This window comes from Trinickia camelliae, from assembly GCF_053525655.1.
Window position 1 is genome coordinate 1 of the sequence record NZ_JBCHAA010000035.1, and the last position, 26,271, is coordinate 26,271.

General features: G+C 63.9%; 23 protein-coding genes. 9 read left to right on the forward strand and 14 right to left on the reverse strand.

Features of this window, described 5'->3' with window-relative positions:
• Positions 1-230: 230 nt before the first annotated feature.
• The 3 genes from AAHK20_RS32910 to acnA all read left to right on the forward strand — a co-directional run bounded on the left by AAHK20_RS32910 (position 231) and on the right by acnA (position 5,012).
• On the forward strand, positions 231-725 hold the full coding sequence (locus AAHK20_RS32910; protein WP_449185695.1) for a hypothetical protein: 495 nt from the start codon (positions 231-233) through the stop codon (positions 723-725).
• Between the two features lie 37 nt (positions 726-762).
• A complete protein-coding gene (locus tag AAHK20_RS32915) occupies positions 763-2,214 on the forward strand; it encodes a bifunctional 2-methylcitrate dehydratase/aconitate hydratase (RefSeq protein WP_449185696.1) in 1,452 nt (483 codons plus the stop codon).
• Between the two features lie 80 nt (positions 2,215-2,294).
• Entirely contained in the window at positions 2,295-5,012 is a 2,718-nt protein-coding gene (gene acnA, locus AAHK20_RS32920) for an aconitate hydratase AcnA (protein WP_449185697.1), read from the forward strand.
• A 116-nt stretch (positions 5,013-5,128) separates the two neighbouring features.
• Here the strand turns inward: acnA and AAHK20_RS32925 are convergent, their stop codons facing one another.
• On the reverse strand, positions 5,129-5,803 hold the full coding sequence (locus tag AAHK20_RS32925; RefSeq protein WP_449185698.1) for a DUF4410 domain-containing protein: 675 nt from the start codon (positions 5,801-5,803) through the stop codon (positions 5,129-5,131).
• Between the two features lie 172 nt (positions 5,804-5,975).
• On the opposite strand from AAHK20_RS32925, the gene AAHK20_RS32930 reads away from it, so the two are divergent.
• From AAHK20_RS32930 to AAHK20_RS32950, 5 genes are all read left to right on the forward strand, one after another.
• Entirely contained in the window at positions 5,976-6,707 is a 732-nt protein-coding gene (locus tag AAHK20_RS32930; protein ID WP_449185699.1) for a TetR/AcrR family transcriptional regulator, read from the forward strand.
• Complete coding sequence (locus AAHK20_RS32935; protein ID WP_449185700.1) at positions 6,704-7,678, forward strand: HlyD family secretion protein; 975 nt, start codon at positions 6,704-6,706, stop codon at positions 7,676-7,678. The genes AAHK20_RS32930 and AAHK20_RS32935 overlap by 4 nt, the downstream gene beginning before the upstream one ends.
• Positions 7,675-8,628, forward strand: a complete 954-nt coding sequence (locus AAHK20_RS32940; protein ID WP_449185701.1) for an ABC transporter ATP-binding protein — start codon at positions 7,675-7,677, stop codon at positions 8,626-8,628. The genes AAHK20_RS32935 and AAHK20_RS32940 overlap by 4 nt, the downstream gene beginning before the upstream one ends.
• Positions 8,629-8,651: 23 nt before the next feature.
• Positions 8,652-9,767, forward strand: a complete 1,116-nt coding sequence (locus tag AAHK20_RS32945) for an ABC transporter permease (protein WP_449185717.1) — start codon at positions 8,652-8,654, stop codon at positions 9,765-9,767.
• Positions 9,768-10,004: 237 nt separating this feature from the next.
• A complete protein-coding gene (locus AAHK20_RS32950; protein ID WP_449185702.1) occupies positions 10,005-11,474 on the forward strand; it encodes a lytic polysaccharide monooxygenase in 1,470 nt (489 codons plus the stop codon).
• Between the two features lie 31 nt (positions 11,475-11,505).
• Here the strand turns inward: AAHK20_RS32950 and AAHK20_RS32955 are convergent, their stop codons facing one another.
• From AAHK20_RS32955 to AAHK20_RS32965, 3 genes are all read right to left on the reverse strand, one after another.
• Positions 11,506-13,269, reverse strand: coding sequence for a winged helix-turn-helix domain-containing protein (locus AAHK20_RS32955; protein ID WP_449185703.1), 1,764 nt, complete (start codon positions 13,267-13,269; stop codon positions 11,506-11,508).
• Between the two features lie 32 nt (positions 13,270-13,301).
• Positions 13,302-14,591: an MFS transporter gene (locus AAHK20_RS32960; RefSeq protein ID WP_449185704.1), complete on the reverse strand. Its 1,290-nt coding sequence runs from the start codon at positions 14,589-14,591 to the stop codon at positions 13,302-13,304.
• Positions 14,592-14,872: 281 nt separating this feature from the next.
• Positions 14,873-16,090 carry a porin gene (locus AAHK20_RS32965; RefSeq protein WP_449185705.1) on the reverse strand — a complete coding sequence of 406 codons (1,218 nt, stop codon included), beginning with the start codon at positions 16,088-16,090 and terminating at the stop codon, positions 14,873-14,875.
• 535 nt (positions 16,091-16,625) lie between these two features.
• On the opposite strand from AAHK20_RS32965, the gene AAHK20_RS32970 reads away from it, so the two are divergent.
• Positions 16,626-16,877: a hypothetical protein gene (locus AAHK20_RS32970; RefSeq protein WP_449185706.1), complete on the forward strand. Its 252-nt coding sequence runs from the start codon at positions 16,626-16,628 to the stop codon at positions 16,875-16,877.
• A 62-nt stretch (positions 16,878-16,939) separates the two neighbouring features.
• Here AAHK20_RS32970 and AAHK20_RS32975 read toward each other — a convergent pair whose 3' ends face one another.
• From AAHK20_RS32975 to AAHK20_RS33020, 10 genes are read right to left on the reverse strand one after another with little or no spacing between them, the layout of a single operon-like run.
• Positions 16,940-17,650 carry a response regulator transcription factor gene (locus AAHK20_RS32975; RefSeq protein ID WP_449185707.1) on the reverse strand — a complete coding sequence of 237 codons (711 nt, stop codon included), beginning with the start codon at positions 17,648-17,650 and terminating at the stop codon, positions 16,940-16,942.
• 32 nt (positions 17,651-17,682) lie between these two features.
• On the reverse strand, positions 17,683-18,216 hold the full coding sequence (locus tag AAHK20_RS32980; RefSeq protein ID WP_449185708.1) for a type II secretion system protein: 534 nt from the start codon (positions 18,214-18,216) through the stop codon (positions 17,683-17,685).
• Positions 18,203-18,613, reverse strand: a complete 411-nt coding sequence (locus AAHK20_RS32985) for a type II secretion system protein (protein ID WP_449185709.1) — start codon at positions 18,611-18,613, stop codon at positions 18,203-18,205. The genes AAHK20_RS32980 and AAHK20_RS32985 overlap by 14 nt, the downstream gene beginning before the upstream one ends.
• Entirely contained in the window at positions 18,588-19,079 is a 492-nt protein-coding gene (locus AAHK20_RS32990) for a type II secretion system protein (RefSeq protein WP_449185710.1), read from the reverse strand. The genes AAHK20_RS32985 and AAHK20_RS32990 overlap by 26 nt, the downstream gene beginning before the upstream one ends.
• Positions 19,080-19,090: 11 nt before the next feature.
• Entirely contained in the window at positions 19,091-21,841 is a 2,751-nt protein-coding gene (locus AAHK20_RS32995) for a secretin GspD/PilQ domain-containing protein (RefSeq protein ID WP_449185711.1), read from the reverse strand.
• Between the two features lie 23 nt (positions 21,842-21,864).
• Complete coding sequence (locus AAHK20_RS33000; protein WP_449185712.1) at positions 21,865-22,518, reverse strand: hypothetical protein; 654 nt, start codon at positions 22,516-22,518, stop codon at positions 21,865-21,867.
• Positions 22,515-23,105, reverse strand: coding sequence for a hypothetical protein (locus tag AAHK20_RS33005; protein ID WP_449185713.1), 591 nt, complete (start codon positions 23,103-23,105; stop codon positions 22,515-22,517). The genes AAHK20_RS33000 and AAHK20_RS33005 overlap by 4 nt, the downstream gene beginning before the upstream one ends.
• Positions 23,102-23,629: a PilN family protein gene (locus tag AAHK20_RS33010; RefSeq protein ID WP_449185714.1), complete on the reverse strand. Its 528-nt coding sequence runs from the start codon at positions 23,627-23,629 to the stop codon at positions 23,102-23,104. The genes AAHK20_RS33005 and AAHK20_RS33010 overlap by 4 nt, the downstream gene beginning before the upstream one ends.
• Entirely contained in the window at positions 23,623-24,471 is an 849-nt protein-coding gene (locus AAHK20_RS33015; protein ID WP_449185715.1) for a hypothetical protein, read from the reverse strand. The genes AAHK20_RS33010 and AAHK20_RS33015 overlap by 7 nt, the downstream gene beginning before the upstream one ends.
• Positions 24,452-26,074, reverse strand: coding sequence for a GspE/PulE family protein (locus AAHK20_RS33020; protein WP_449185716.1), 1,623 nt, complete (start codon positions 26,072-26,074; stop codon positions 24,452-24,454). Before AAHK20_RS33020 ends, AAHK20_RS33015 begins: the two co-directional genes overlap by 20 nt.
• Positions 26,075-26,271: the final 197 nt, after the last annotated feature.

Consider the following 26,271-nt stretch of genomic DNA (forward strand, 5'->3'; position numbering starts at 1 on the left):
CCTCGGGCTGGGCCGCCCACATCATCGAGCAGCGCATCGACAACAAGATCATCCGGCCCAGCGCGAATTACACGGGCCCGGAAGATTTGAAATTTGTCGCGCTAAATAGGAGAAAATAGCGTCCGCTGTGCGCTATCGAAGCGCGTGCAGTTCAACCCTGGCGGCTGTCCCCTTTAACCATTACGCGGCCGCGCCACCGTTTAACTGATATTCGAAAAGGTCTTGATTCCATGAAGAAATTGCTGATCGCCACCGTCGTAGGCGCGCTTTCCACCACCATGCTGTTCGCCGCGACTGACGCGTTGGCTCAAGCATCCGGCACTACCGCCAAAGCCAAGCCGAAGGCACCGGCGCCGAAAAAGCGCCTGATCAAGCGCAAAACCCCTGCGGTCGCGAAGGTCGATCCGGTGCCGGACGGCGCCGTGAAGTGGTCGTGCAACGAAGGTCTGTCTTTCATGCTGAAAGGCGACATGAAGCGTGACCAGATCGTGACCGTGCACTGGGGCGAAAAGAACTACAACCTGCCGCGCGAGCAAACCACGACCGGCGCCGACCGCTTCCACGATGCGGCATCGGGTATGGATCTCGTCGTGATCCCGACGAAGGCCATGCTGTTCTCGGATAAGGACAGCTCGCGTCTCGCCGACGAGTGCAAGACGCCGGAAATGGTGCAAGGCGCGCCGGCTCCGACGCAGTCCAACGAACTGAACAAGACCGGCAGCTGATAGGTCCCCAACCGGAACCCATAGGAAGCATCGCTCGATGTCCGCCCCGATCTCCAACGTCCGGCCCGCGCCGGACTCAGTGCTAGTCGATATCGTCGACTATGTGCTCGATTATCGGATCGACAGCACGCTCGCGCTCGAGACGGCACGCAACTGCCTGATCGATACGCTCGGGTGCGGACTCGAAGCGCTCTCCTACCCCGCCTGCACCAAGCTGTTGGGACCCATCGTGACAGGCACGATAGTCCCCAACGGCGCCAAGGTGCCGGGCACGCAATTCCAGCTCGATCCCGTGCAAGCCGCGTTCAACATCGGCGCGATGATCCGCTGGCTCGATTTCAACGACACCTGGCTCGCCGCCGAATGGGGCCATCCGTCGGATAACCTGGGCGGCATCCTGGCAACGGCCGATTGGCTGTCGCGCAATGCCACCGCCACGGGTAAAGCCCCGCTGACGATGAAAGACGTCTTGATCGGCATGATCAAGGCGCACGAAATTCAAGGCGTGATCGCGCTCGAAAACTCCTTCAACAAGGTTGGGCTCGATCACGTGCTGCTGGTGAAGCTCGCATCGACCGCGGTGGTCGGCCAGATGCTCGGGCTCACGCGCGACGAACTGATCAACGCGGTATCGCTCGCGTTTGTCGACGGGCATTCGCTGCGCACCTACCGTCACGCGCCGAACACCGGCTCGCGCAAGTCGTGGGCCGCCGGCGACGCCACCTCGCGCGCCGTGCGCCTCGCGCTGATCGCGAAGACCGGCGAGATGGGCTATCCGTCGGTGCTGAGCGCGAAGACGTGGGGCTTCTACGACGTGCTATTCAAGGGCAACGCGTTCAAATTCCAGCGTCCGTACGGCTCGTACGTGATGGAGAACGTGCTGTTCAAGATCTCGTTCCCCGCCGAGTTCCACGCGCAAACCGCGGCCGAAGCGGCGATCACGCTGCATGGCCAGCTCGCCGCAGCGGGCAAGCGCATCGAAGACATCAAGCAGATCACGATCCGTACGCATGAAGCGGCCATTCGGATCATCGATAAAAAAGGGCCGCTCGCGAACCCGGCCGATCGCGATCACTGCATCCAGTACATGATCGCGGTGCCGCTGATCTTCGGCCGGCTGACCGCCGCCGATTACGAAGACTCGATCGCCGCCGACCCGCGCATCGACGCGCTGCGCGACACGATGCAATGCGTCGAAGACCCGCAATTCACGAAGGATTATCACGATCCGGACAAACGCTCGATCGCCAATGCCTTGACCGTCGAGTTCGCAGACGGCACGAAATTCGAAGAAGTGGTGGTCGAATACCCGATCGGTCATAAGCGCCGCCGCGCCGACGGGATACCTATGTTGGTCGAGAAGTTCAAGACCAATCTAGCGCGGCGCTTTCCAGAAAAGCAACGTCAAGCGATTCTCGACGTCTCGCTCGATCAGGCAAGGCTCGAAGCCATGCCGGTCAATGAGTACGTCGATTTGTACGTCATATAAGCAAACTCATGTTTATGTGCGAAAACTCGGTTCAGAAACGTAGCAACGTCATTTCCTCGAATCAATCCTAGGGAACAACCATGGCCCACAATCTCCACAAAACGCTCAAGGAATTCGACAGCGGTTCCGGCAAAGGCAAGTTCTATTCGCTGCCGCAGCTCGGCAAAGCGCTGGACGTCAAGATCGATCGCCTGCCGGTCTCGATCCGTATCGTCTTGGAATCGGTGTTGCGCAACTTCGACGGCAAGAAGATCGCCGAAGAACACATCGAACAGCTGGCGAACTGGAAGCCGACCGCGTCGCGCGTCGATGAGATTCCGTTTGTCGTGTCGCGCGTCGTGCTGCAGGACTTCACCGGCGTGCCCCTGCTCGCCGACATCGCCGCCATGCGCGGCGTCGCGAAGAAGAGCGGCAAGAATCCGAAGGCCATCGAGCCGCTCGTGCCGGTCGACCTCGTCGTCGATCACTCGGTGCAGATCGACTACTTCCGCCAGAAGGACGCGCTCGACCTGAACATGAAGCTGGAATTCCAGCGCAACAACGAGCGCTACCAGTTCATGAAGTGGGGCATGCAGGCGTTCGACACGTTCAAGGTCGTGCCGCCGGGCGTCGGCATCGTCCACCAGGTCAACCTCGAGTACCTCGCGCGCGGCGTGCACAAGAAGGCTGACAACGGCGACACCGTGTACTACCCGGACACGCTCGTCGGCACCGACAGCCACACGACGATGATCAACGGCATCGGCGTGGTGGGCTGGGGCGTGGGCGGCATCGAAGCGGAAGCGGGCATGCTCGGCCAGCCGGTGTACTTCCTGACGCCGGACGTGGTCGGCGTCGAGTTGAAGGGCAAGCTGCGCGAAGGCGTGACAGCAACCGACCTCGTGCTGACCATCACCGAGCTGCTGCGTAAAGAGAAGGTCGTCGGCAAGTTCGTCGAGTTCTTTGGCGTTGGCACAGAGTCGTTGACGCTGCCGGACCGCGCGACGATCGGCAACATGGCGCCGGAATACGGCGCGACGATGGGCTTTTTCCCGGTCGACGACAAGACCATCGACTACTTCAAGGGCACGGGCCGCACCAAGGCCGAAATCGCCGCCTTCGAAAACTACTTCAAGGCGCAGGGCCTGTACGGTATTCCGAAGGCGGGCCAGATCGACTACACGAAGGTCGTCACGCTCGACCTCGGCACGGTCGCGCCGTCGCTGGCCGGTCCGAAGCGCCCGCAAGACCGCATCGAAATCGGCAACGTGAAGTCGACCTTCACCGACCTGTTCTCGAAGCCGGTCGGCGAAAACGGCTTTGCGAAGAAGGCCGACGATCTCGGCGCCGAGTACACGACGTCGAACGATGTGAAGGTGCATAACGGCGACGTCCTGATCGCCGCGATCACGTCGTGCACGAACACCTCGAACCCGAGCGTGCTGCTCGCTGCGGGCTTGCTCGCGAAGAAGGCCGTCGAAGCCGGTCTGACGGTTGCGCCGCACATCAAGACGTCGCTTGCCCCGGGATCGCGCATCGTCACCGAGTACCTGACGAAGACGGGCCTGCTGCCGTACCTGTCGAAGCTCGGCTTCGAACTCGCCGCCTACGGCTGCACGACCTGTATCGGCAACGCGGGCGACCTCACGCCGGAACTGAACGAAGCGATCACGAAGAACGACATCGTCGCGGCCGCCGTGCTGTCGGGCAACCGTAACTTCGAAGCGCGTATCCACCCGAACATCCGCGCGAACTTCCTGGCTTCGCCCCCGCTCGTCGTCGCGTACGCGATCGCCGGCAACATCACGCGCGACCTGATGACCGAGCCGGTCGGCCAGGGCAAGGGCGGCAAAGATATTTACCTCGGCGACATTTGGCCGACGAGCGAAGAAGTCAACGCGCTGCTCAAGTTCGCGCTCGACGCCGACGCGTTCCAGAAGAACTACGCGCAGCTCACGAAGAAGGGTGACCTGTGGAGCAAGATCGAGGGCGAGGAAGGCCAGGTCTACGATTGGCCGAAGTCGACCTACATCGCCGAGCCGCCGTTCTTCGGCGAGCACTTCTCGATGACGCCGGCTGACTCGATCCCGACGGTCAAGGGCGCACGCGCGCTCGGCATCTTCGGCGACTCCGTGACGACCGACCACATCAGCCCGGCTGGCTCGATCAAGGAAGATTCGCCGGCAGGCCGCTGGTTGAAGGAAAACGGCGTGCAGAAGGCCGATTTCAACAGCTACGGCTCGCGCCGCGGCAACCACGACGTGATGATGCGCGGCACCTTCGCGAACGTGCGGATCAAGAACCTGATGATCCCGGCGAAAGCGGACGGCACGCGCGTCGAAGGCGGCTTGACGATTCACCAGCCGAGCGGCGAACAGCTGTCGATTTACGATGCCGCGATGAAGTACATCGGCGCCGACACCCCGACCGTCGTGTTCGCGGGAGAAGAGTACGGCACGGGTTCGTCGCGCGACTGGGCCGCGAAGGGCACGCAGCTGCTCGGCGTGAAGGCCGTCGTTGCACGCAGCTTCGAGCGCATCCACCGTTCGAACCTGGTGGGCATGGGCGTGCTGCCGCTGCAGTTCAAGGGTGCCGACAGCATCCAGTCGCTCGGCATCACCGGCGACGAAACGTACGACATCGAAGGTCTCGGCGACGACTTCAAGCCGCAACAGGAAGTCACGCTCGTCATCAACCGCAAGGACGGCAAGTCGCAACGCGTGCAAGTGCTGCTGCGTATCGATACGCCGATCGAAGTCGACTACTACAAGCACGGCGGTATCCTGCCGTTCGTGCTGCGTTCGCTGCTCGCGGCTTAAGCGCAAGCGGCAATCTGCTACTTTGCAGGTGCCGCATCCCTCCGTCAGGGATGCGGCAATTTATGAGGCCCGGCGCTATGCCGGGCTTTTTTTTCGCCTGGCTTCCATCGGCAACATCAATGCGGCTGCGCCACAGCGTCCTTCTGCTGCAGCGTCTGCAGATTGCCGACGATCTGATCGGCGATGTCCTTCGCGAGACCGTCGACCGCGGTCGTGCCTTCGACCTTCTTGAACACGAACTTCGCCGCAACGATATACGGATTCCAGCTCGCGACCGAGCCCTGCCCCTTGATCGCGTCCTCGGCGCCGATCACCGCGAACGGCAGGTTCGGGTCCCCCGCCACGTCGGCGACGGTCACCGAAACCTCGGTATTGGGCGTGCCGCTTCCGCTCGAGCCGCCTTGAAGCAGTGACTGGATGCGCCCGCCCGAGTCGCGGGAATAGAACACGCCGCCGATCAGCCATCCCGACGCGGGCGCCGGCAGCGGCTCGCCCGGCGCGAGGTAGCGCGCGGTGATGCCCTCGCTGGTCAACTGTTTGACGATTGCCTGCGCCAAGGCGCCGGCATTCTGTCCAGCCGACCTTCCATGGGCCGCATCGCGTAAGCGATGGAGCAGACCTCCCGAACCACTGCTTTCCTGAACGGCCTGGAAGTCCTTCACGTACATGACCGGCGCCGGCGTTGCGGCCGCGCTGCCTTGCGCCGCCGGCGGCTGCTGCTGCGCATTCGCGAAGGTCGCCGCAAACGACACGACCAGTCCCGCAAACAACAACCGATTCAGCTTTCGCACGTCTGGCTCGCTTTTCAAGATTTGAACGAGGGCCAGCTTACGTCCGTGAAAGTGGAGCGTCAACGTGCGAGCGGTATAGGCTGCCCCCGCCTTTTGCCGCAACCATCGCCACCGTCTTTCTACGGCAAAACCCTTCCTTGAATTTAACTAACTCGTCAATTAGCCTTTTTTGATGAAGCCCAATCTCTCGGCCCCCAAGCCGCGTGGGCGCCGCCCGTCGGTTGAAGATTTCGACGTGCGCGAGCATATGCTCGACACGGCGACGCGCCTGTTCGCCGAGCGCGGCATCGCAGCGACCACCGTCGCGCAGATTGCGGGCGAGGCCGGGGTCACGTCGGCGATGGTCCACTACTACTTCACGAACCGTGAGCAGCTGCTCGACGCCATCGTCGAAGAACGGCTCGCGCGCGCGGTCGAATTCGTCTGGCGCCCCGTCGAGCACGAAATCGCCGGCGATCCGTTTGCGTTCGCGAACGAACTCGTCGAGCGGCTCTTCGACGTCACCGCGCGCATGCCGTGGCTGCCGCCGCTTTGGATGCGCGAAATCGTCAACGAAGGCGGCCTGTTGCGCGAACGGATGCTCAAGCGCATTCCCGTCGAACACGTGAAGCGATTCGCGTCGCACGTGCAGGAAGCGCAGCAGGCGGGCACGGTCAATCCAGGGCTCGATCCGGTGTATTTGTTTCATTCGATCCTCGCGCTCGTCATGCTGCCGCTCGCGACGTCGAAGATATGGAAGAGCGCGCGCGGGATGCCTCAGTTCGACCGTGACGTACTGCGTCGGCATGTGCGCGCGTTGCTCGGCTATGGGATGCAGGTGCCTGAAGCGTCTTCTTCGCGCGCCGCCGTGAAGGTGAAGGCGAGCTCGAAGTCGAGCGCGAGCGCGTCGCGGAGGAAGCCATGATGCCCGCGCGCCGTGCGTTCGTCGCCACGTTTGCCGCGTGCTGCGCGATCGTCGCACTCGCCGGATGCGAGCAGCAATCCGGCACGCGTGCGGCGTATCAAGGCTACGTCGAAGGCGAATTCGTCTATTTGTCGTCATCGCAATCCGGCACGCTCACGCAATTGTCCGTGCAGCGCGGGCAAACCATTGCCGAGAACGCGCCGGCATTCACGCTCGAATCCGTCGACGAGACCGCCGCCTTGCAGCAGGCGCAGCATCAGCTCAACGCGGCCCAGGCCCAACTCGCCGACTTGCTGACCGGCAAGCGTCCACCCGAAGTCAACGTGACGAAGGCGCAGCTCGTGCAAGCGGTCGCGCAAGCGAACCACGCCGCGGAGCAGCTCAAGCGCGACGAAGCCCAGTTCCACATGGGCGGCATATCGCAGCAGCAGCTCGACGATTCGCGCATGAACGCGCAAACGACCGCGGCGCAGATGCGCGAGATGCAGAATCAGGTCGACGTCGCGAATCTGCCGGGACGCGGTCAGCAAATCGACGCGCAAGCCGCTCAGGTCAAAGCGGCTCAAGCGGAAGTCGCACAAGCGCAATGGAAGCTCGATCAGAAGCGCGTGACCGCCCCGCATGCGGGGCTCGTCTACGACACGCTGTATCGCGTCGGCGAATGGGTGCAAGCGGGCAATCCCGTCGTGCAGATGCTGCCGCCGCAGAACGTGAAGGTGCGCTTCTTCGTGCCCGAGACCGTCGTCGGCTCGCTCGCGCCGGGCCGAGCCGTGACGATTCATTGCGACGGCTGTCCAGCCGACGTGCCCGCCAAGATCACCTACATTTCGAGCGAAGCCGAGTACACGCCGCCCGTCATCTACAGCAACGAAAGCCGCTCGAAGCTCGTGTTCATGATCGAGGCGCATCCCTCCGTCGCCGATGCGCCGAAGCTGCATCCCGGGCAACCGGTCGAAGTGAGGCTGCAATGAACGCGCAAAGCGAGCGGACCGCTGAGTACGCCATCGATGTTCAGAAGCTCAACAAGCACTTCGGCGCGAAGCACGTCGTGAAAGACGTGTCGCTGCGGGTTGCGCGCGGCGAGATCTTCGGTTTCCTCGGGCCCAATGGCAGCGGCAAGACGACGTCGATCCGCATGATGTGCGGCCTGCTCACGCCCGACTCCGGAAGCGGCACGTGTCTCGGCTACGACATCCTGACTGAGAGCGCGCAGATCAAGCGGCGCGTGGGCTACATGACGCAGCGCTTTTCGTACTGGGACGACTTGTCGATACGCGAGAACCTCGACTTCGTCGCGCGCGTCTACCAGATGCCGAATCGAAAACAAGCCGTGCAGCGCGCGCTCGAATCGCTCGGACTTTCGAGCCGCGCGAATCAATTGACGGGCGCGCTCTCGGGCGGGTGGAAGCAGCGTCTCGCACTTGCCGCGTGCATGCTTCACGAGCCCAAGCTGCTCTTGCTCGACGAACCGACCGCAGGCGTCGATCCGGCCGCACGCCGCGACTTCTGGGAAGAGCTGCATACGCTCGCGGCGCAAGGCATCTCGGTGCTCGTCAGCACGCATTACATGGACGAGGCCGAGCGCTGCCATAAGCTCGCTTATATCGCGTACGGCGAATTGCTCGCGCAAGGCACTTCAAGCGAAGTCGTCCAATCGCAGGATCTCGCCACGTGGACAATTACCGGCGAGCGCCTCGCCGAACTGTCGGCCCGATTAAGCACGATGCCGGGCGTCGATCAAACCGTCGTGTTCGGTTCGGCGCTGCACGTGAGCGGGCGCGACCATCGCGCGCTCGAAGCCGCCATCAAGCAAGTCACGGACGGCACCGCGCTTCGCGCAGCGCCGATCGAAACCGGCCTCGAAGACGTGTTCATCTACATGATGGGCGGCACGGCGGACAACTACGGAGATACATCGTGAGCGAGCGCGCGAGGTTTTCGTTCATGCGCTGGTGGAGCATCGTGCTCAAGGAGTTCCTGCAGCTGCGCCGTGACCGCGTCACGTTCGCGATGATCGTCGGCGTCCCGATCATCCAGCTCACGCTGTTCGGCTTCGCCATCAACACGGACCCGAAGCATCTGCCGACCGCCGTCATCCTCGCCGATCAAAGCCCGTTCTCGCGCAGCTTCGTGGCGGCGATGAAGAACTCCGACTACTTCGACATCGTCGAGACCTTGCCGAACGAGGCAGCCGGCCGCCATGCGCTCGCGCGCGGCGAAGTGCAGTTCGTGCTGTCGGTGCCCGTCGATTTCTCGAAGAAGCTGCTGCGCGGCGAGCGTCCGTCGCTGCTCGTCGAGGCCGATGCCACCGATCCGCTCGCCACGACGACCGCACTGGGCGCCCTGCCCGGGCTCGTGCAGCCCGTCATCGACAAAGACCTCACCGGCCCGCTCGCGCACCTGAGCGGCACGCCGGCCGCGTTCGACGTGAACGTGCACCGCCTCTACAACCCCGAGAACATCACGCAATACAACGTCGTGCCGGGGCTCATGGGCGTGATCCTCACGATGACGATGGTGATGATGACGGGCCTGGCCATCACGCGCGAGCGCGAACGCGGCACGATGGAAAATCTGCTCGCCACGCCGGTGCTGCCCGTGGAAGTCACGACGGGCAAGATCGTGCCCTACGTGTTCATCGGGCTGATTCAGGTGACGATCATCCTCACTGCGGCGCGCTTCGTGTTCGGCGTGCCGTTCGTCGGCAGCTTGTTCGCGATTTATCTCGCCGCGCTGCTCTTCATCGCCGCGAACCTGACCGTCGGCATCACGATCTCCTCGCTCGCGCAGAATCAGTTGCAAGGCATGCAGCTCACGGTGTTCTATTTTCTGCCGAGCATCCTGCTCTCGGGCTTCATGTTCCCGTTCGCGGGCATGCCGAAATGGGCGCAGTACATCGGCAACGTCTTGCCGCTCACGTATTTCAATCGCCTCGTGCGCGGCATTCTGCTCAAGGGCAACGGATGGAGCGACCTGTTGCCGTCCGTGTGGCCCGTCGCGCTGTTCATGGCCGTCATGATGCTCGTCGCCTTGCGCTTCTATCGGCGCACGCTCGATTAGCGCGAGCGCCCCTCTTCCCCATCCGCATTCCGCGCATTTCGGGATGCCGGCAACGCCTTTAGAAAGCTCTTAGCTTTGTTTTTCAAAGCGCTAACGGCTCACACAATCGCGCTCAGCCTCGCTTTGAAGCTTGAGCGCCTTGCCGTGAATCGGGATCGATCCGCATCCCACTCAACTCACGAAAAGGCACCCAGCGCACTTGTCGCGCAATTTTTCCGCTTGTTGAGAGAACAACACATGAAAGGACCTTCCTTCGCAAAGCGCCACTGGCGCACCCTGACACCGCTCTTCGCCGTCGGCAGCCTGCTGGTCGCGCAGAACGTGATGGCGCACGGCTACGTGACCGATCCGCCCGGGCGCGCTGCTTACTGCAACAGCGGTAAGAACGTGAACTGCGGCCCTGTTCAATACGAACCGCAGAGCGTCGAAGGCCCGGACGGCAACCCGCGCTTCCCGGTGGGCGGCCCGGCTGACGGCCAGATCGCGAGCGCCGGCAACTCGTCGTGGGGCCAGCTCAACGAGCAGACCTCCGACCGCTGGACCAAGACCGACGTGACCGCGGGCGAGACCCGCACCTTCACGTGGCGCTTCACGGCGGCGCACCGCACCCAGGACATCCGCTACTTCATCACGAAGAACGGCTGGAACCCGAACAAGCCGCTCACGCGCGATCAACTCGAATCGAAGCCGTTCTGCGAATCCGAATACGGCAGCGCGCTTTCGAGCACGAAGCCGTCGTTCACCTGCAAGATTCCGAGCGACCACAGCGGCTATCACGTGATCGTCGGCGTCTGGGACGTGGGCGATACGGCCGCGAGCTTCTATAACGCCATCGACGTCAACATCAAGGGCGGCAGCGGCGGCGACACGCCGGCCCCGACCCCGGCTCCCACCTGGAACCAAGTCGGCGCGATCAACCCGATCGAAGACCTCGCGACGGGCGACAGCGTCAAGACGCGCGTCTTCACCGCCACCGGCGAAAACACGAACCTGTCCGCATCGATCACGATCGGCAGCGCAGCGGACGGCAATCGCGACCGCTGGCCGTACCTGCTCGCGCAAAAGATCAACAGCACGCAAAGCGCGAGCTACATGGCAGGCGCGGAGCAAGACGGCGCCATCAAGCCGGTGAACGGCAAGAACACGGTCTACGTGAAGCCGGGCAGCAGCATCACCCGCGTCGAAACCGAAATCACGAAGAAGCCGGCGCCTAGCCCGGTCGAGCAGAAGATGAGCGTCACGCCGAAAAGCGAATACGCGATCAACGGCACGACCGCCGTCATCGATCCGTTCGTGACGCTGACCAAGAAGGGCACGGTGACCGGCCGCGTCTACACGAAGGCCGGTGCGATGGTCGGTACGCAGACCCTCGACGTGGACGGCTCGGCAACGATGAGCATCAAGGTCAACTCGGCCCTGGCGGGCGATCACACGCTCGTGATGACGACGCCTGACGGCAACGGCGGCGTGATCCAGCAGTCGTACGAGATCAAGCTGACGGGCGGCGATTCGGGCGGCGGCAAGGTGTGCCGTCAAGAGTGGAAAGCCACCACGGCCTACACGGCCAACGCCAAGGTGCAATGGAAGGGCAAGTTCTACACCGCGCGCTGGTGGACTCAGAACAACGAACCCGGCAATGCCGCCTTTACCGGCCCTGAAGGCAGCGGCAAGGTGTGGAAGGACGAAGGCAGCGCCTCCTGCAACTGATGGTTAGAACGGTGCGGAACTTCTTCCGCCCTCAATAACCGATACCCCGTTCGACGCCGCGGAAACGCCGCGTCGAACGGTACGCTTCAAACCAAGGATTCGTGCGCAATTCGCACAGGCGCGGCGAGCGCTCCGCGAGGGCGATGTCGAGCCATTGGAACATATCGTCCGGCTTGCTGAGACGCGCGTAAAGCTCCGCGAACAGGAACGGCGACGTGTATCCGCGCCGGCGCCTGGCCTGCAGATCCTGCAAATACCACTCCAGCAACGCGGTGTGCCCCCCCGACTCCCAGACGGTCCGCACCGTCTCGGCTCTTGCGAATTCGTTGCACCGTGTCAGCGCCTCGACGGTCGCTTCGACTGCCTCTTTGTACAGCCCCAGCACTTCGAACGCGGTCGCCATCAATTGATAGACGAGCGGCGAGCGGTTGCCGTGTCCCGCAGCAAGATAAGCGCTGACGACCTCCTCGAAGCGCCCCGCCTGCACGAGCCCAAAGACGCGCGAGCCTTCGAAGCCGAGCGGATCGATGCGCTCCGCGCGCTCGAATTGCGCCCTGCCCTCCGCCTCGCGCCCCATCACCAGCAGAAGCCGCGCATAGAGCCGGCTCGTTTCGGCGTGGTTCGGGTTCAAGCGCAGCGCTTCAAGAAATTCCGCTTCGGCACGGCGCCAGTCCCAGTCATAAAAGTAGTGCACGCCGGCCAGCGCCTGATGCGCCTCGGGCAGCCCGGCATCGAGTTCCAGCGCGCGCAGCGCAGTTTCGCGCGCCCGCGGATAGCCTTGCGACGAGGGGTAAAAACCATGCGCGGCCGTGGACCCATAGACATTCGACAATCCGACGTAGCCGAGCGCGTAGGTCGGGTCCCGCTCGATGGCTGTCTCGAAGTAGCCGCGCGCGCGAATGAAGTCCTCCGCGCTGACCCCGTGATGCGCGGCGAATCCCGCATCGAAGTGCACGCGGCGCGTCCAGTAGTAACGGCCTCGCAAGTAGGCATCGTGCGCCGACGGATCGATCGGCAGGCGCCGCGCGAGCATGCGCCGCTGCTGCTCCGCGAGCGCCGGTGCGATTTCGCCAGCAAGCGCCGCGCCGGCCTCGCGCTGGATGTCGAGCGCGCCGGTTGCCGCCGTCTCGTGCACGCTGCTCCAGATCTGTGTCTGGTCGATACAGCGCACCAGTTGCACTCGCACCCGCACCCGTCCCTCGTCGCGCTGCACGGCGCCTTCCAGCACATAGTCGAGCCCGAGTTCGTGGGCGATCTCGGCGATGCTCTTCGTGGTGCACCGGTAGCGCGCGGCAGTCGTGCGCGCGATCACCGAGACCTCTTCGGGCTTGAGCATGCCGAGGTTGGCGGACGTCTCGTCGGCGAGCGCGTCGCACAGGCTGTCCTGGGCGTCGTCGTCGGTCTTGTTCTCGAACGGCAGCACGAGCACGCGAGCCGCGGCAGGCGGCGTCGGCGGCGGCTCTTGCGGCGGCATGACCTGCACCGCTTCGAGCCGGTAGCCCTTGCCCTTCACCGTCAGCAGGTAGTGCGGGTTCTCGGGGTCTTCGCCTAGCGCGATGCGAATCTTCCTGATCGCTGTATTGATGCCGTTGTCGGTGTCGCGAAATGCGTTGCCGCCCCACAGCGCCCTGACGATGTCGGCGCGCGTCACGAGTTGTCCGCTACGTGAGGCCATCAGAATCAAGAGCTCCATCGGCAGACGCTCAAGCGGAACTTGCCGGCTGCCGCGGCGCAATTCGTAGCGCTCGAAGTCCAGTTCGATATCGGCGATCCTCACGGTGCCTGACGGGTTCATGCGCACTCCCACGGCATCAGTCCAGCGCCGCGTCAAGGCGAGCGATGCTCGGCCTGTGCCGGCTTCATCGCGAACGACGCCACGAACGCCAGCGCGGCGCACGGCGCCATGACGAGCGCCGGTGCGGCCGGCCATGACGCGCTTGCCGCCAGCACCGTAGCGGCGAGCGGAGCGCCTCCCATCGTCGCCGCCATGCCGAGGTTCAGCGCGGTGCCGACGCCGCTGTAGCGCACGCCGATCGGAAACATCTCGGCGATCGCGCAAGCGAACGTGCCATTGGCAAACGATGCGACGATGCCCGCCAGCGCAAACCACGTCGCGAGCTCCGCGTGAGTTCGCGTGACCGCGAAGTAGAAGCACGGCGCGAACACCACGGACAGCACGGCGCCGGCACGGAACACGTAGCGCCTCGGCACCAGGTCGCCCGCGCCGGCGGTCGCAAGCATGCACGCCCCGATGACGATCACGTAGATCGTCTGGGCCATCGCGATCTGCGTCGGCGCGTAACCGAGCTGCCGGAGATAGGCAGGCATGTGGATGACGAAGAGCCCAACGGTTGCACCGACCACGGTTGTCGCGGCAATGCCCGTGACGAGCGGTGCGAGATGCTGGCGGAACAATTCGGCAAGGGGCTCGCGGTGGCGCGCGTAGATCGCGTGTGCATAGGCGTCGGTCTCAGACAGCGAGCGCCGCACGACGAAACTCAACAAGCCGACCACGCCGCCGATGACAAAGCCGATGCGCCATCCGAAATCGCCGCGCTGCGCATCGGTCAGCGCTGTCTGCACGAAGAGATTGATGCCGGCGGCGAGCAGCAGCGAGACGTTGACCGCAAAGAACACGACGCCGCACAAGAGACCCGGCCTCGTGCGCGTGGTTTCGACCGCATACACGATCGCGCCCGGCAATTCGCCGCCGACGCAAACGCCCTGCGTGAGCCGGAAGAACAGCAGCAACGCGGGCGCCGCGGCGCCCCATGCGCGATATGTAGGGAGCACTCCAATTGCGAGCGTCGATACGGCCGCGATCATCGCCGACGCCGCGAATACGCCGCGCCGCCCGTATTTGTCGCCGAAACGGCCCAGCGCGATACCGCCAAGCGGTCTCGACACATGGCCGATCGCGAATACCGCGAACGACAGCATCAACGCCGACGCATCGGCGCTTGCCGCGAAGAACGCGTGCCCGATGTCCCGCGCGAAGACGCCGTAAATGATGAAGTCGAACGTTTCGAGCGCGCCGCCCGCGCTGACGATCAGAATCGTCCAGCGCTGCCGCGCCGTCATGGTCTCGCTTCGAATCGGGAACGCGTCGTCGAACATGCCACACCTCAGCTCGCTTGGCACGTTCGCTCGGCACGTGCAGCAACTGCAACTTGGCGGCACTCTCTCGCGTGATGGCGAGAGTGATGGATTCATACCATCTTAGTCGGTGGCAACGCACTCGGCGCGCTCATTGAGCCGCGCTGCGGCGGCGATTTTCCGCCAGAGATCAGGCCGCATCGGCCACTCGCGCATGCGGCGCGAACCGCGAAGTCACCCCGTTGTTAAACGCTTAACGCGCTATGCGGCGCACACCCTTTGAATGCACCCAATTGGTTGCGCTAGAAACGATGTGAAATCGCGAACGTGCAGGCAAACTGGCTGCGCCCCGACGACGGCGCCGAGTTGAAGCCATCCCCGATGGTCGCGGTCGCATCGATGACGTTGCCGGCCCCGTTGCTCCCGAGCGTCTGTCCGTGGGCGAGCTGAAAACCCTGCAGCGCATACAGCAGCGTGCGCTTCGACAGCTTTACGGATTCCGCCAGATTGAACTGCTGGTATAGCGCCGCGCTCGAGATCCCGTTTGCGCGAGTCGCGCGCGTGATGCTGTAGCCCATCGCCAGTTCGGTGGTGAAGGTCGCCTTGAAATGCAACACCGCGCCGACCGTGTTGAAGATCGCCTTGTCGCTGAACGCCGAGTTGATGCCGGGGATGTACTGGACGTTCGAATACGCTGCCGACATATCCCATCGATCGGAGAGCGCGTACGAACCCGCAATCGCCATGCGCTGCTGCGCAGCCGCGGTCTGGTAGCCGTTGGTGAGCGCCGATACGCCAGGCTCGCCGCCCGAGTTCAGCGTGGACTGCGCGCCCCACGCCCCGTCGCCGGGCGTCGCATTGTTGAACCGCTCGATACCCGCCGCGATGCCGAGCGGCCCGCGCGCGTACTGCAGCGCTGCGCTCCAGCTCGAGCCGCGGCCGAACGTGCCCGGCACGCCGCCGAACGCGTAAGTGCCGCTGACCGTCACGCCATAGATGGCGGGCGACGTGTAGACGATCGCGTTGTCGACGCGATAGATCACGTCGAGGTCGTCGATATCGCCTGCGTGCGCGCCGAAATAACCGGTGAGCCACGTCGTGGGTCCGTACGGCCCCACGAGCGCGTAATACGACGTGTATTGCCTGCCCGCGGTAAGCGTCCCGTAGCGCGCATTCGCGAGACCGACGAACGACTGCCGGCTGAATTCGGCGTTCCCGTATTGCTGCGTGCCGCTGGCGAGATTGAAGCCGGCCTCGAGCGTAAAGATGGCCTTCGTGCCGCCGCCGAGGTCCTCGACCCCACGGAATCCGAAGCGATTTCCGTTCCAGATGTTCTGTCCGAACTTGACGATTGAATGGCCGCCGGAAGTCGAGCCGAGCGACGTCTGGCTGCTCTGATATACGATCCCCGCATCGACGATCCCGTACAGCGTGACGCTGCTCTGTGCGAACGCGGGCGTGGCAATGCAGGCGGCGCCGGTCATCACGAGTCCGCAGACGCGGGGGTGACGGTTCTTCATTCACGGCCTCTTCTTGCGCGAGCCTGCGTCCACGCATGCCGTTGCAGGCTTCAGTGGGACTACGCGATGCCAGAAGCATGATAGGCGAGCCATACGTCCCTCGCTAATCGCGATACCGGCAAAATCGGCCAGCCTGAGATGTCAGTCCGCTGTCGCCGGTTAACGGCTTCTTCATGTTGTCTCGATGGCGCGAGTCCGAGCGCGTGACCAATATGACTGCGGTCCGCACGAACGGCGTCCGTGCACTACTCGCGATTTGCAGGTTTATCTAGAGGGCAAGAAGGTCAGCGTCTTTGAATCTGAATCTCGCTAGCCGCCGAATGCAGGCGATGAACGAAGCAGGCCGTTGCGCAGCGCGCCTAACGTTAACGATTTATTAATTTGGCGTCCATGGCGTTCTGCGCGAGCCAATCGCAACATGACGGGACGCGATGATGCACCGCTCCCACGCGCTCGCGCCGAACGGTCCCGGCATCGCCTTGCCGGCCAGCGAGCCGCTGACCGCGTCCGTCTTTCTTTTATGGAGTCAACGATTATGAAGACGCTTCGAATCGTGGCGACGTGCGCCGCCGCCCTCATCGCCGGACACGCATGGGCGCAAACCACCGCCGTCTCGCAGCAGGACGCGACGCAGGGTGCTCAGGACGTCGGAGGGGTGCCGCCGGGCAGCGCATCGGGCATGGCGACCGGCATCACGCGCCAGCAGGTCTACAACGAGTTGATCCGTTCGCAGCAATCCGGCGAATTGAAAGAGCTGCAGCAGGGCCTGTATCGCGGCGGTAACTAGCAACACCTCTGCCACACGCCACGGGGGTTCGTCACGATGGATGCCAGTGAGAGCGCCGCTGGTCACATATCCTGGCTGCGCTCCAGCCGATACCCGTGGTTATAGATGGTGGAGATCACCAGCCCATTCTTGCGCCGCAACTCCAGCACGTTCCTGAGCTTGCTGACATAGGTCGCGAGACTCGCATCGTACTTGCGGTCCGCCACGCCCCAAATGTGCTTGGCGATGAAGTCCTTCGTGACGATGCGCCCCACGTTCTTGAACAGCAGCAGCGCCATGTCGAATTCGCGTGCCGAAAGCGTGTCCACGACTTTGGGCTCGCCCGCCCCTTGGTCGATATAGATCTTGCGCGTGTCCGTATCGATCGAATAGCGGCCGTACTCGATGCGCTCCGAGCGCGTCGTCTCGGGGTAGTACTTGCGCAGTTGCGCCGCCACGCGCGCGATCAATATCTTCTCGCTGACCGGCTTGACGAGATAATCGTCCGCACCCGCATTGAGCCCATAGACAATGTCTTCTTCCCCGCTATGGCTCGTCACGATCACGATCGGCAGCGCGTTCGAAAGCGTTCTGCGCACTTCGCGCAAGACTTCGATGCCCGTCATGCCTGGCACGTCCCAGTCGAGCAGCAGCATGTCGACGGGCTCCTTCATGATCATCTCGAGAAAATCGCGTCCGTCATGGCTGATGCGCGTCTCGTAGTTCGCCCGTTGCAGCCAGCTTTCCATAGCCTTGGCTTGTGTAACGGCGTCTTCCAGAATGGCAATGTTCATATCGTTTTGATTGGCAACCGGAGGGAATCGATTTATTCGGCGGGCGCGCTCGTAGTCGAGCTTGAATTCGCGTTCGGGTCCTGCGGCACGTACACAAATCGCCAGTCCTGATAGCTGCTTTTGTCGGCGAACTCCGCATTCTCGGTCGCGAACCCGCCCTGTTTGAGCGGCTTACCGGGTGCCTTGCTATAGACGCCCATGATACCGCCTTCGGGCGACTTCACGAGCTCCCAGTCGGTCTTGCCGGTCAGCGGATCGGGGTAGAGACGTCGCAGATGGCGCAGCGTGTAAGGCACGCGTTTGTCTTCGACGAGCGCATCGAGCGATTCGGGGTAGCGGCTGCCTTCGGCGGACTGGTAGTAGTGGGCGATGGCGTCGCGATACTGTCCGCCGACGAACAGCAATTCCGCTTCCTGTTGACGCCGCAACGTCGTGCTCCACACCGACGCGGCCTCCATGATGCCGAAGCCGAGCACGGCGATCATCACCAGCACGCCCATGTAGGCGATGCCGCGCTCGCGCGTTCGCGCCGCGCCACGGGCACGGCGGGCTTTACCACTGCGCATAGCTCGTTCCGTCGAGCGCGGCGCCGGGCGCGCCGCTATGAACGTCGGCAATGCCCGATTGCTCGCCGCGTTTTTCGATCCACGTATCGGTACGCCCCGTCACGGGGTCGAGCGGCGCATTGCGCAAGTACTTGTCGTCGACGAGCGTTTGGATCGACTGCGGGTCCTCGCCGTGATCGGCGCGGTAATCGTCGATCGCGGTGCGCAAGGTCTGCAGGTTGTGACGCAACACGGTCTCCTTGCTGCGGTCGATCTGCTTGAAGTAGCCCGGCGCCACGAGCGACACGAGCGTCGCGATGATCGCCATCACCACCAGCAGCTCGATCAGCGTGAAGCCACGCGTACGCGCTTTGCCGCGCTTGCCGCTGCGCTTACCACTTGTCGTACGGGATGCCATTGATGCCTTCCTTTCGGCTGCTGGACCGGATGTCATAGACGTCGTCGCCGGAGCTGAACGAGTCCGGGCTGCTCGCGTAGCTGCGCGTGACCCAGGTGTCTTCGGCGGCCTTGCTGCCGCAATCGCACATCGGGTCGGCCGGCAGCCGCCGCAGGAAATAGATCTTCTTGCCACCGCCGGCGTCGCGCTTGTTTTCGACGCCGTCGACGAGCACGCGCAGGTTCGGCGGATAACCGCTTTCGTCGACCGACTTGGCGATGTCGCCCGCGTCGGAAGCGCGCTTGTAGGCGTCGAGCGCGGTGCGGATCAGGATCAGGTCTTGCCGCAGTTCGGTTTCCTTGCCGCGGCGGGTCACGAGGTCGCTGAGCGGCATCGCCACCGATGCCAGCAACGCGAGCAACGTCAGCGACACCAGCAATTCGATCAGCGTGAAGCCGCGTTGCCGCGAGCGGGTCGCCGGACGCATGGATGTGCTCTTCACGCGAGGCCGTCGCGCGCCGCGCTCACCTGCAGCGCATGCTTCGCCGGCGTCGTGCCGGGCCGCAGCAATTGCCGCAACGACAGCGACACCGGCCGGATCGACGGCAAGGCCCACGGCTGACCGACGAGCTGTATCGGGGTTACCAAGGACGGTTTCGATACGAGCGGCTGCAGCGCTTGCGCGCGAAGCACGCCGGCATGCGGCGCCGGTTGCGTACCCGCGACGGTGAACGACGGCCGTGCGTGCCAGTACGCGGCGACGGCTTGCCGAAGCGACGAGGCACGCGAAGCAACGAGCGGCTTTGTCACGCTTGCGGCGGCAACCGTATGCGGCTGTGCCGAAACCCGCGCATCACGAACTGCATGCACCACGACCACCCGCAGCGGCGAGGCCGTACGCGTGCTCTCCATGCGCGGCTTGGAAGTTGCCTGAGCCGAGGCAACCCGCTGTTGCGATGAAACACGCGCAACGACAGTGCGCTTGGGCGACGACGCATGGACCGCAACGGCACGGTGCGGCATCGAGACTCGCACGACGTGCACCCGATGCGTCGAGGCCCGCGCCGCAACCACGATCCGCGATATGCGTTCGCTCGCACGAGAAGCTATCGCCGGCAGGGTTGCATGCCCGGTCTCGCTCGTCGTCTGCTGCGAATCGTGCGCTTCTGGGGCGGAGCCTCGACCCATGCCGCGCATTTGATTCGCACCTTCGTCGGCGGGCGGCGGCGCGACCGCCGGTCCCGTCGTCGTGCCGCCGAATTTCGGCGCATCGGATTCGGACGAGCTCGAGGGCGCGGAGTCCGAAGCGGGCGCGCTCGGCGCGGCCGCCTGCTCCGGCGCGGCGGCCGGCGCTTGCTCCGGCGCATCCGGCACCGGCGTACCCGCGTCTTGCGGCGGCACAGCCGGACTGATCGTATCGGTCATGAGCGGACCGCCGTCGGCCACTGCGGGAGCCGGCGGCTCGCTCAACGTCATCGTGTCGCTCGTCACTTCGGCTTCGGTGCCCGACATGAAGGTGCTCGTGGAGGCGGTCGGCAGCTCGAGATTGCGCTCGATGTGCGGCGTGATCAGCAGCACGATTTCGCTGTTTTCGTCGGACTTCGAATTGCTGCCGAACAGGCGGCCAACGCCAGGCAGCGTGCTCAGGTACGGCAGCCCCGAGGTCAACATGCTTTCGTTGCGGTTGATGAGGCCCGCGAGCACCTGCGTTTCGTCGTCGTGCGCGCTCATCAGCGTTTCCGCCTTGCGCGTGCCGAGCGTGTAGGCCGTGAGGCCCGTCTTCGTGACTTCCTTCGACAGGATGTTGCTCACTTCGAGATTGACCTTCACGCCCACTTCGTTGTCGAGGCTGATGCGAGGCTCGACTTTCAGCGTCAAGCCGACGTTCTGGTAGGCGACCGATTCGGTCACCACACCGTTCGCGTTGGTCGTGGTCACGATCGGCACCTGCTGGCCGATGTTGATGCTGGCCTTCTCCAGATTGCGCACGCGGATCTTCGGATTCGCGAGCGTCTTCGTCTTGCCCTGCTTTTGCAGGATGTTGAGCGCCATTTTCAGCGCGCCGGAATCGCCCTGCAGCCCCACGTCGCTGCCGTGGAAGTGCAGCAGATCGCCGACCGTAAACACGTGGCCGATCGGCGCTCCCGCATTCAGCGTGCCGGTGATCTTGCCGGGATAGTCGACGCCCAGATCCACCTGATCGTTGGAGTTCACTTCGAGAATCTGCACGTCCATCGTCACTTCGGATTGCGGGATGTCGAGCCCGCGCACGATGCGCGCGGCCACGTCGAGCGTGGACGGCGTATCGCGCACGATCACCGCGTTGATGCGCTCGTCCACATAGACTTCCTTGGGCTTGATCATCTGGCGCAGCGCGGCCATCACGGTCTTCGCGTCGGTGTGCGAGATGAAGAACGTGCGGATCGCAAATTCCTTGTAGGTGCGGTCCTTGTCCGGGCGGGCCGGATAGATCATCAGCGTGTTCGCATCGAGCACGCGCTTGTCGAGCTGGTTCGTGCGCAACAGCAGGTTGATCGCGTCCTCGGCCGTGGTGTTCTGCGCGAAGACGCTGGCCGGCTGCGCGAGCTGCACGTCCTTGTCGAACACGAAGTTCACGCCCGACATGCGCGAGATCACGTCGAAAATGTTCTGCAGCGGCTGCGAGCGGAAATTCAGCGACACGGGTTTGCGCAGGCTCTCCGACAAGCGCGGGCGCAGAAAAGCGCTCTTCTCGGTATGGCGCGAGAGCTGCTCGCGAAGCTTGAGCGCCTCCGGAAAATCAGGCTGCTCGGCGAGCACGCCGTTCACGCGCGCGAGCGCCTCGGCGGCGTGCGTGTCCTTCATCTCCGCGGCCTGCAAGAGCGTCTCGCGCAACTGCGCGCGGCGCTGGATCTGCTTGACCATCTGCAGCGCCTTTTGATTGCGCGGGTCGGCCTTCAGCGCGTTCTGCAGGCTCGTCACGGCCTGCTCGTCGTTGCCCGCCGCGAGCGCGAGGCTCGCCGTGTGCATTTGGTCGTTGACGTAGTTCGTCTGTGTCTTCGCGAGCGCGACATTGACCTCGATATCGTTCGGACGCTGCGCTTGCGCCGCCTGCAGCACATCGACGGCATCGGCCGGCTTGCCTTTGTTCACGAGCGACTGGCTCGTCGCGACAGGCCCGCGGATCGTGTCGTGGACCTGCTGCGTGACCGCACACCCGCTCGACGTAAGGATGCCCAGCACGAGGGCGAAAATGGTAAGCCGTTTCATAGTTTCGGTCTCGAAGATTCGATTCAATGCGTCATGCCGACGAGGGGGAACGCGCGTTCCTTTCCTTCGGGCGTAAGCAGCGTGGCGAGGGCATGCGTTTCGTCCAGCTTCTCGAGCTGGTAGCCGGCGGCGATCGTCTGGCCGGGATGCACCGCGCCCGTCACGCGGCATTTGCCGCAAAACACGAAGATCTGGCCGAGCCCCTCCACCGCGAACGCCTGGCGCTTGTTGTCGCGCCACTCCGCGATCGGCACGAACGGCAGCGGCATTTCCTGCGGCGGCGGCGCTTCCATCTCGGGCGCGGCGGCCACGTCCAGCGGCGCAGGCGGCACTTCGATTTGCGCTTGCGCCGGCGGGGGCGCCGCGGGCGAGAGCGAGTCGAAGGTTTGCGGGGGGAACAGGTTGGTGTCGGCGACGGTGTCGGAAGCCGCATCGCCAGCCTGAGCCGGGCTGGCGGATGCGGAGACAGCCGAAGCCGAAGCCGAAGCCGAAGCCGATTCCGATGCTGCGGCGTCCGGCGCCGCGGCGTTCGAGGCCGCGGTGTGCGGCGCGGCAGCGGCCGACGCCGCCGCGCCCTCAGGCGGAATCTCGACAGCGAATCCCGGCGGCATCGCCGCGAGCAGGACACCCGCTGCGAGCGCGAGCGCACGCAGCGTGAAGCGAGGCGACACGTTCATGAGTCCGCTCCCAACAGACTGATGCGAAGGCTGATGTTGAGCGTGTCGTCCTCGATGCGGGGCCGCTCCATCGACAGTGCATCGATACGCAGCAGCGGCTGTTCCCCGAACACGTGAAGCGCGCGCTCCAGGTCGCTATAGCGCCCCGTCATCGCAATGCTCATCGACCACCGTTCGAGCTTGCCCTTGACTTCGTCATCCTTGCGATAGGTCGACTCTTTCGCGTCCATGCCGTACTGCTTGAGCGCCTCGAAAACGGCGAGCTTCTGTGCGGCCGGGTCGGCGTTGAGCATGCTGCGCAGCTTCGCGGCGGGCGAGTTGTCGACTTTATGCGCATGCGGCTTGAGCCTTTTCATCTCCGCGCGCAGCTCGGTCTTTTGCTGCTCGAGCGCTTCGCCGCGCGGCATCTGATAGGCGGCGTAATATCCGCCGATCGCGACCAGCAGCGCGAGCTCGATCGCGCCGAGCTGCCCCATCCGGTCGAGCGCGCGATAAGCGCCCCAGCGCAAGCGAGGCAGCGGATTTTCAAGCCGTATGTTCTGCAAGTTCTGCAGGTTCGGCAGACGGAAGGATCGAGCGAGCTTCATCGTTGTTCTACGCTGATATCGAAGGTGATGGCGCGCCGCGCATCGCCGGCTTTCGTGCCGTGACGCGTGAGCATCGCGCGCAGATCGGGGTCCGCCTGCAGACGGCTCACGAACGCGTAGACATGCCCAAGGTCCTGAGCTTCGCCGCTGATCTTGGCTTCCTTGCCCGCTCGCTGGACCGAGACGGACAACATCGCCACTTGCGGCGTCCATGCCTGCCCGATCTTGCGCAACAGCGGCACCGTGCCGCTCGCCTTGGCGGCCGCTTGCGCGTTCACCACGGCGTCGATCTTGCGCTGCTCGGGAGCGGCCTTCTTTTCATCCTGCTTGGCCTTGTTCATGAGCCGTTGACGGGCGTCGACGCGTTGCTGCAGCAGCGTGACGTCCTCATCGAGCGACGCGACGCGGATGAAATCGTTGCTGACCCACAGCCCCGCCCCGACTACGCCGACGAACAGCACGCAGGCGAGCGGCGTCAGCGCGTAGCGCGAGCGGATGAATTCGATGCGCTTCAAACTCAGCATCGCAGTTCCTCCATGGCGCTTTCCTGCGCTTCGTGCGTTCCTTGCGTTTGCGCCTGGCCGTGCTTCGCCGAGCTTTCTGCTGCCAGTGCGAGCGCTTTGGCGAGCGACTCTCGCGACAGCACGCGTGCGTCGATCGCATCGAGCGTTGTCAGGCCGGCGCGCTCCGCAACGTCATGCGTGGGCGCCGAAGCCACGAAAACCGGCAAGCCGACCGGTTGCGAGCACAACAGCGAAGCGACCGCGATCGCACTCGTCAGCGGCTGTTCATCGAGGAGGCTCTGCGTCGCCGCATCGACCCACAGACCATCGCGGCGGAACAGACACGTCACGCTGTCGAGTTCCGCGAGCGCGAACACGCAATCGGCCGGCAAGTTGCGCAGATGGCGCGCCGCCGCCGCGGACAGCAGATCGCGGCAATGCACGAAGGTCCAGCCCGCCTCCTTCGTCACAGACTCGACCGCTGCGAAGAGCGGCGCATCGAGCGCGACGCTCAAGCGCGGACGCCCGAACGGCGCACTTTCGACGGCCACGCGCAGCGACGATTGCCGCACGCCCTGGTCCGCGAAAATGGCCTGCGCGTATTCGCTCCACGCTTGCGCCTTCAAGACGCCGGGCTGCCAAGGCAACATCGCAGCAAAGGCCCATGGGCTGCCGATCAATACGCTGAGCCGGCGTTGCGCGGCCAATCTCTGGCAACGCGGGACCGGCATGCCGGCGATGAGCCGCGAGAGCGCGACGGCAGGCTCGCCGTCGTGAAACTCGCAACGCACCGCCTTGCCGGCCCGCAGGACGACAAGATCGGCATCGATCAGCGCAAGTGCATCAGTCCATAGCAACGGCACGCTGCACCTCCTGGTATGTGGTTTGCCGGCGCTCGATCGCGGCAATGCCGGCGTCGCGCATCGACTGGTAGTCGGCGCAATTGGCGAGCGCCACGGCGCGCTTTTCGGGCGAGCGTTCGAGCAACGCGGCCTTGAGCGCGGTATCGAGCCGCAGCACCTCGCACAGCGCGATTCGCCCGTGAAAGCCTGTGTAGCGGCACGCTTCGCAGCCGCGCCCTGCCTCCACCGAATGCAGATCGGTGACCTTTTTGCCTTGACCGCGCAGGCTCGCGCATTGAGGGCAGATGCGCCGCACGAGCCGTTGCGACACGACGCCGTTCAATGATTCGAGAAAGGTGGTGGCTTCGACGCCCATGTAGAGAAAGCGGTCGATCACGCTGAACGCGTCGTTGGCGTGGACCGACGAGAGCACGCGGTGCCCCGTCAGCGCCGATTGCACGGCGATCGCGGCCGTTTCCTCGTCGCGGATTTCGCCGACGAGAATCGTGTCCGGATCGTGACGCAGAATCGAGCGCAAGCCGCGCGCGAAGGTCAGGCCTTTTTTGTCGTTGACGGGGATTTGCAGCACGCCCTTCAACTCGTATTCGACCGGGTCTTCGATCGTGATGATCTTTTCGTCGCCGGTGTTGACTTCGGAGAGCGTCGCGTAGAGCGTCGTCGATTTACCGCTGCCGGTCGGACCGGTCACGAGCGTGAGGCCGTAAGGCAGGGCCGCAAGGGTGCGAATGCGGGTGGCGGTGTCGTTGTCGAAGCCGAGCGTGTCGAGCGTCATCACGCCGCCGCGCTGCGATTTGTCGAGAATACGCAGCACCGCGTTTTCGCCGTGAACGCCCGGCATGATCGAGACGCGGAAGTCCACCTCGCGCCCTTGCAGCGCGACCTTGAAGCGGCCGTCTTGCGGCACGCGCTTTTCCGCGATGTCGAGGGCGGAGAGCACCTTCAAGCGCGACATGGTCTGGTTCGCGACTTCGAGCTTCGGAATCAGCCGGATCTCCTGCATCACGCCGTCGATGCGGTAGCGGATCAGAAGGCCATCCGTGACGCACTCCAAGTGGATGTCGCTCGCGCGGCTTTGCAGCGCGTCGTAGAGCGTCATGTTGACGAGACGGATGATCGGGCTTTCGTCCTTCGCGATACTCGCGAGCGAAATCGATTCGACGGCTTTCGCGAGCGAATCGGAGGAGGTGTCGACGTCCACCTTGTCGTCGACGACGCGCTCGCTCGATTCGGCGAGTTTCAAGCGCGCATCGACCGCGCCGGGGGCGCTCATCGCGAGACGCGGGCGCAGTGTGGCGAAGCGCAATTGCAGTCGGCTGCGCGTTGCGCGTGAAAGGGGTTCTGCGAGCAGCAGGTAGAGCGTGTCGCCTTGCTCGAGCATCAGGGCGCTCATCGTGAGCGCGTCGGCGAGCGGCAGCAGGTCGAAGCGCGGTTTCATCGCTGTGAGTGCTTCGCTGCTGATAGGTGCTAGGCCTACAAGGTTCGCGACTTCTTCGAGCCGAGTCGGTTCGGTCAGCAGCAGTTGCTCCAGATATGCCGGGAGCGGCACGCCTGCGGCGCTGGATTCGTTCTGCCAGTGATTCAAGGTGCTGTCGTCTGCTTTCATCTCTTGATTCTCGCGGTCTGCGTGCGAGTAGACAAAGAACCTCAAGTGAATCTCAAAAGGTTTAAGGTGTTTTGGGCGCTGATGTTGCCTACGGCGTTTTGTGCTTGTCGTTTAGGGTTTTCGTGCAACTTTGATTTCGCGACGGTACGTTTAATCCGTCCCTCCCCGGGACCGGGGTCACTTTGGTCCTTGCCCAA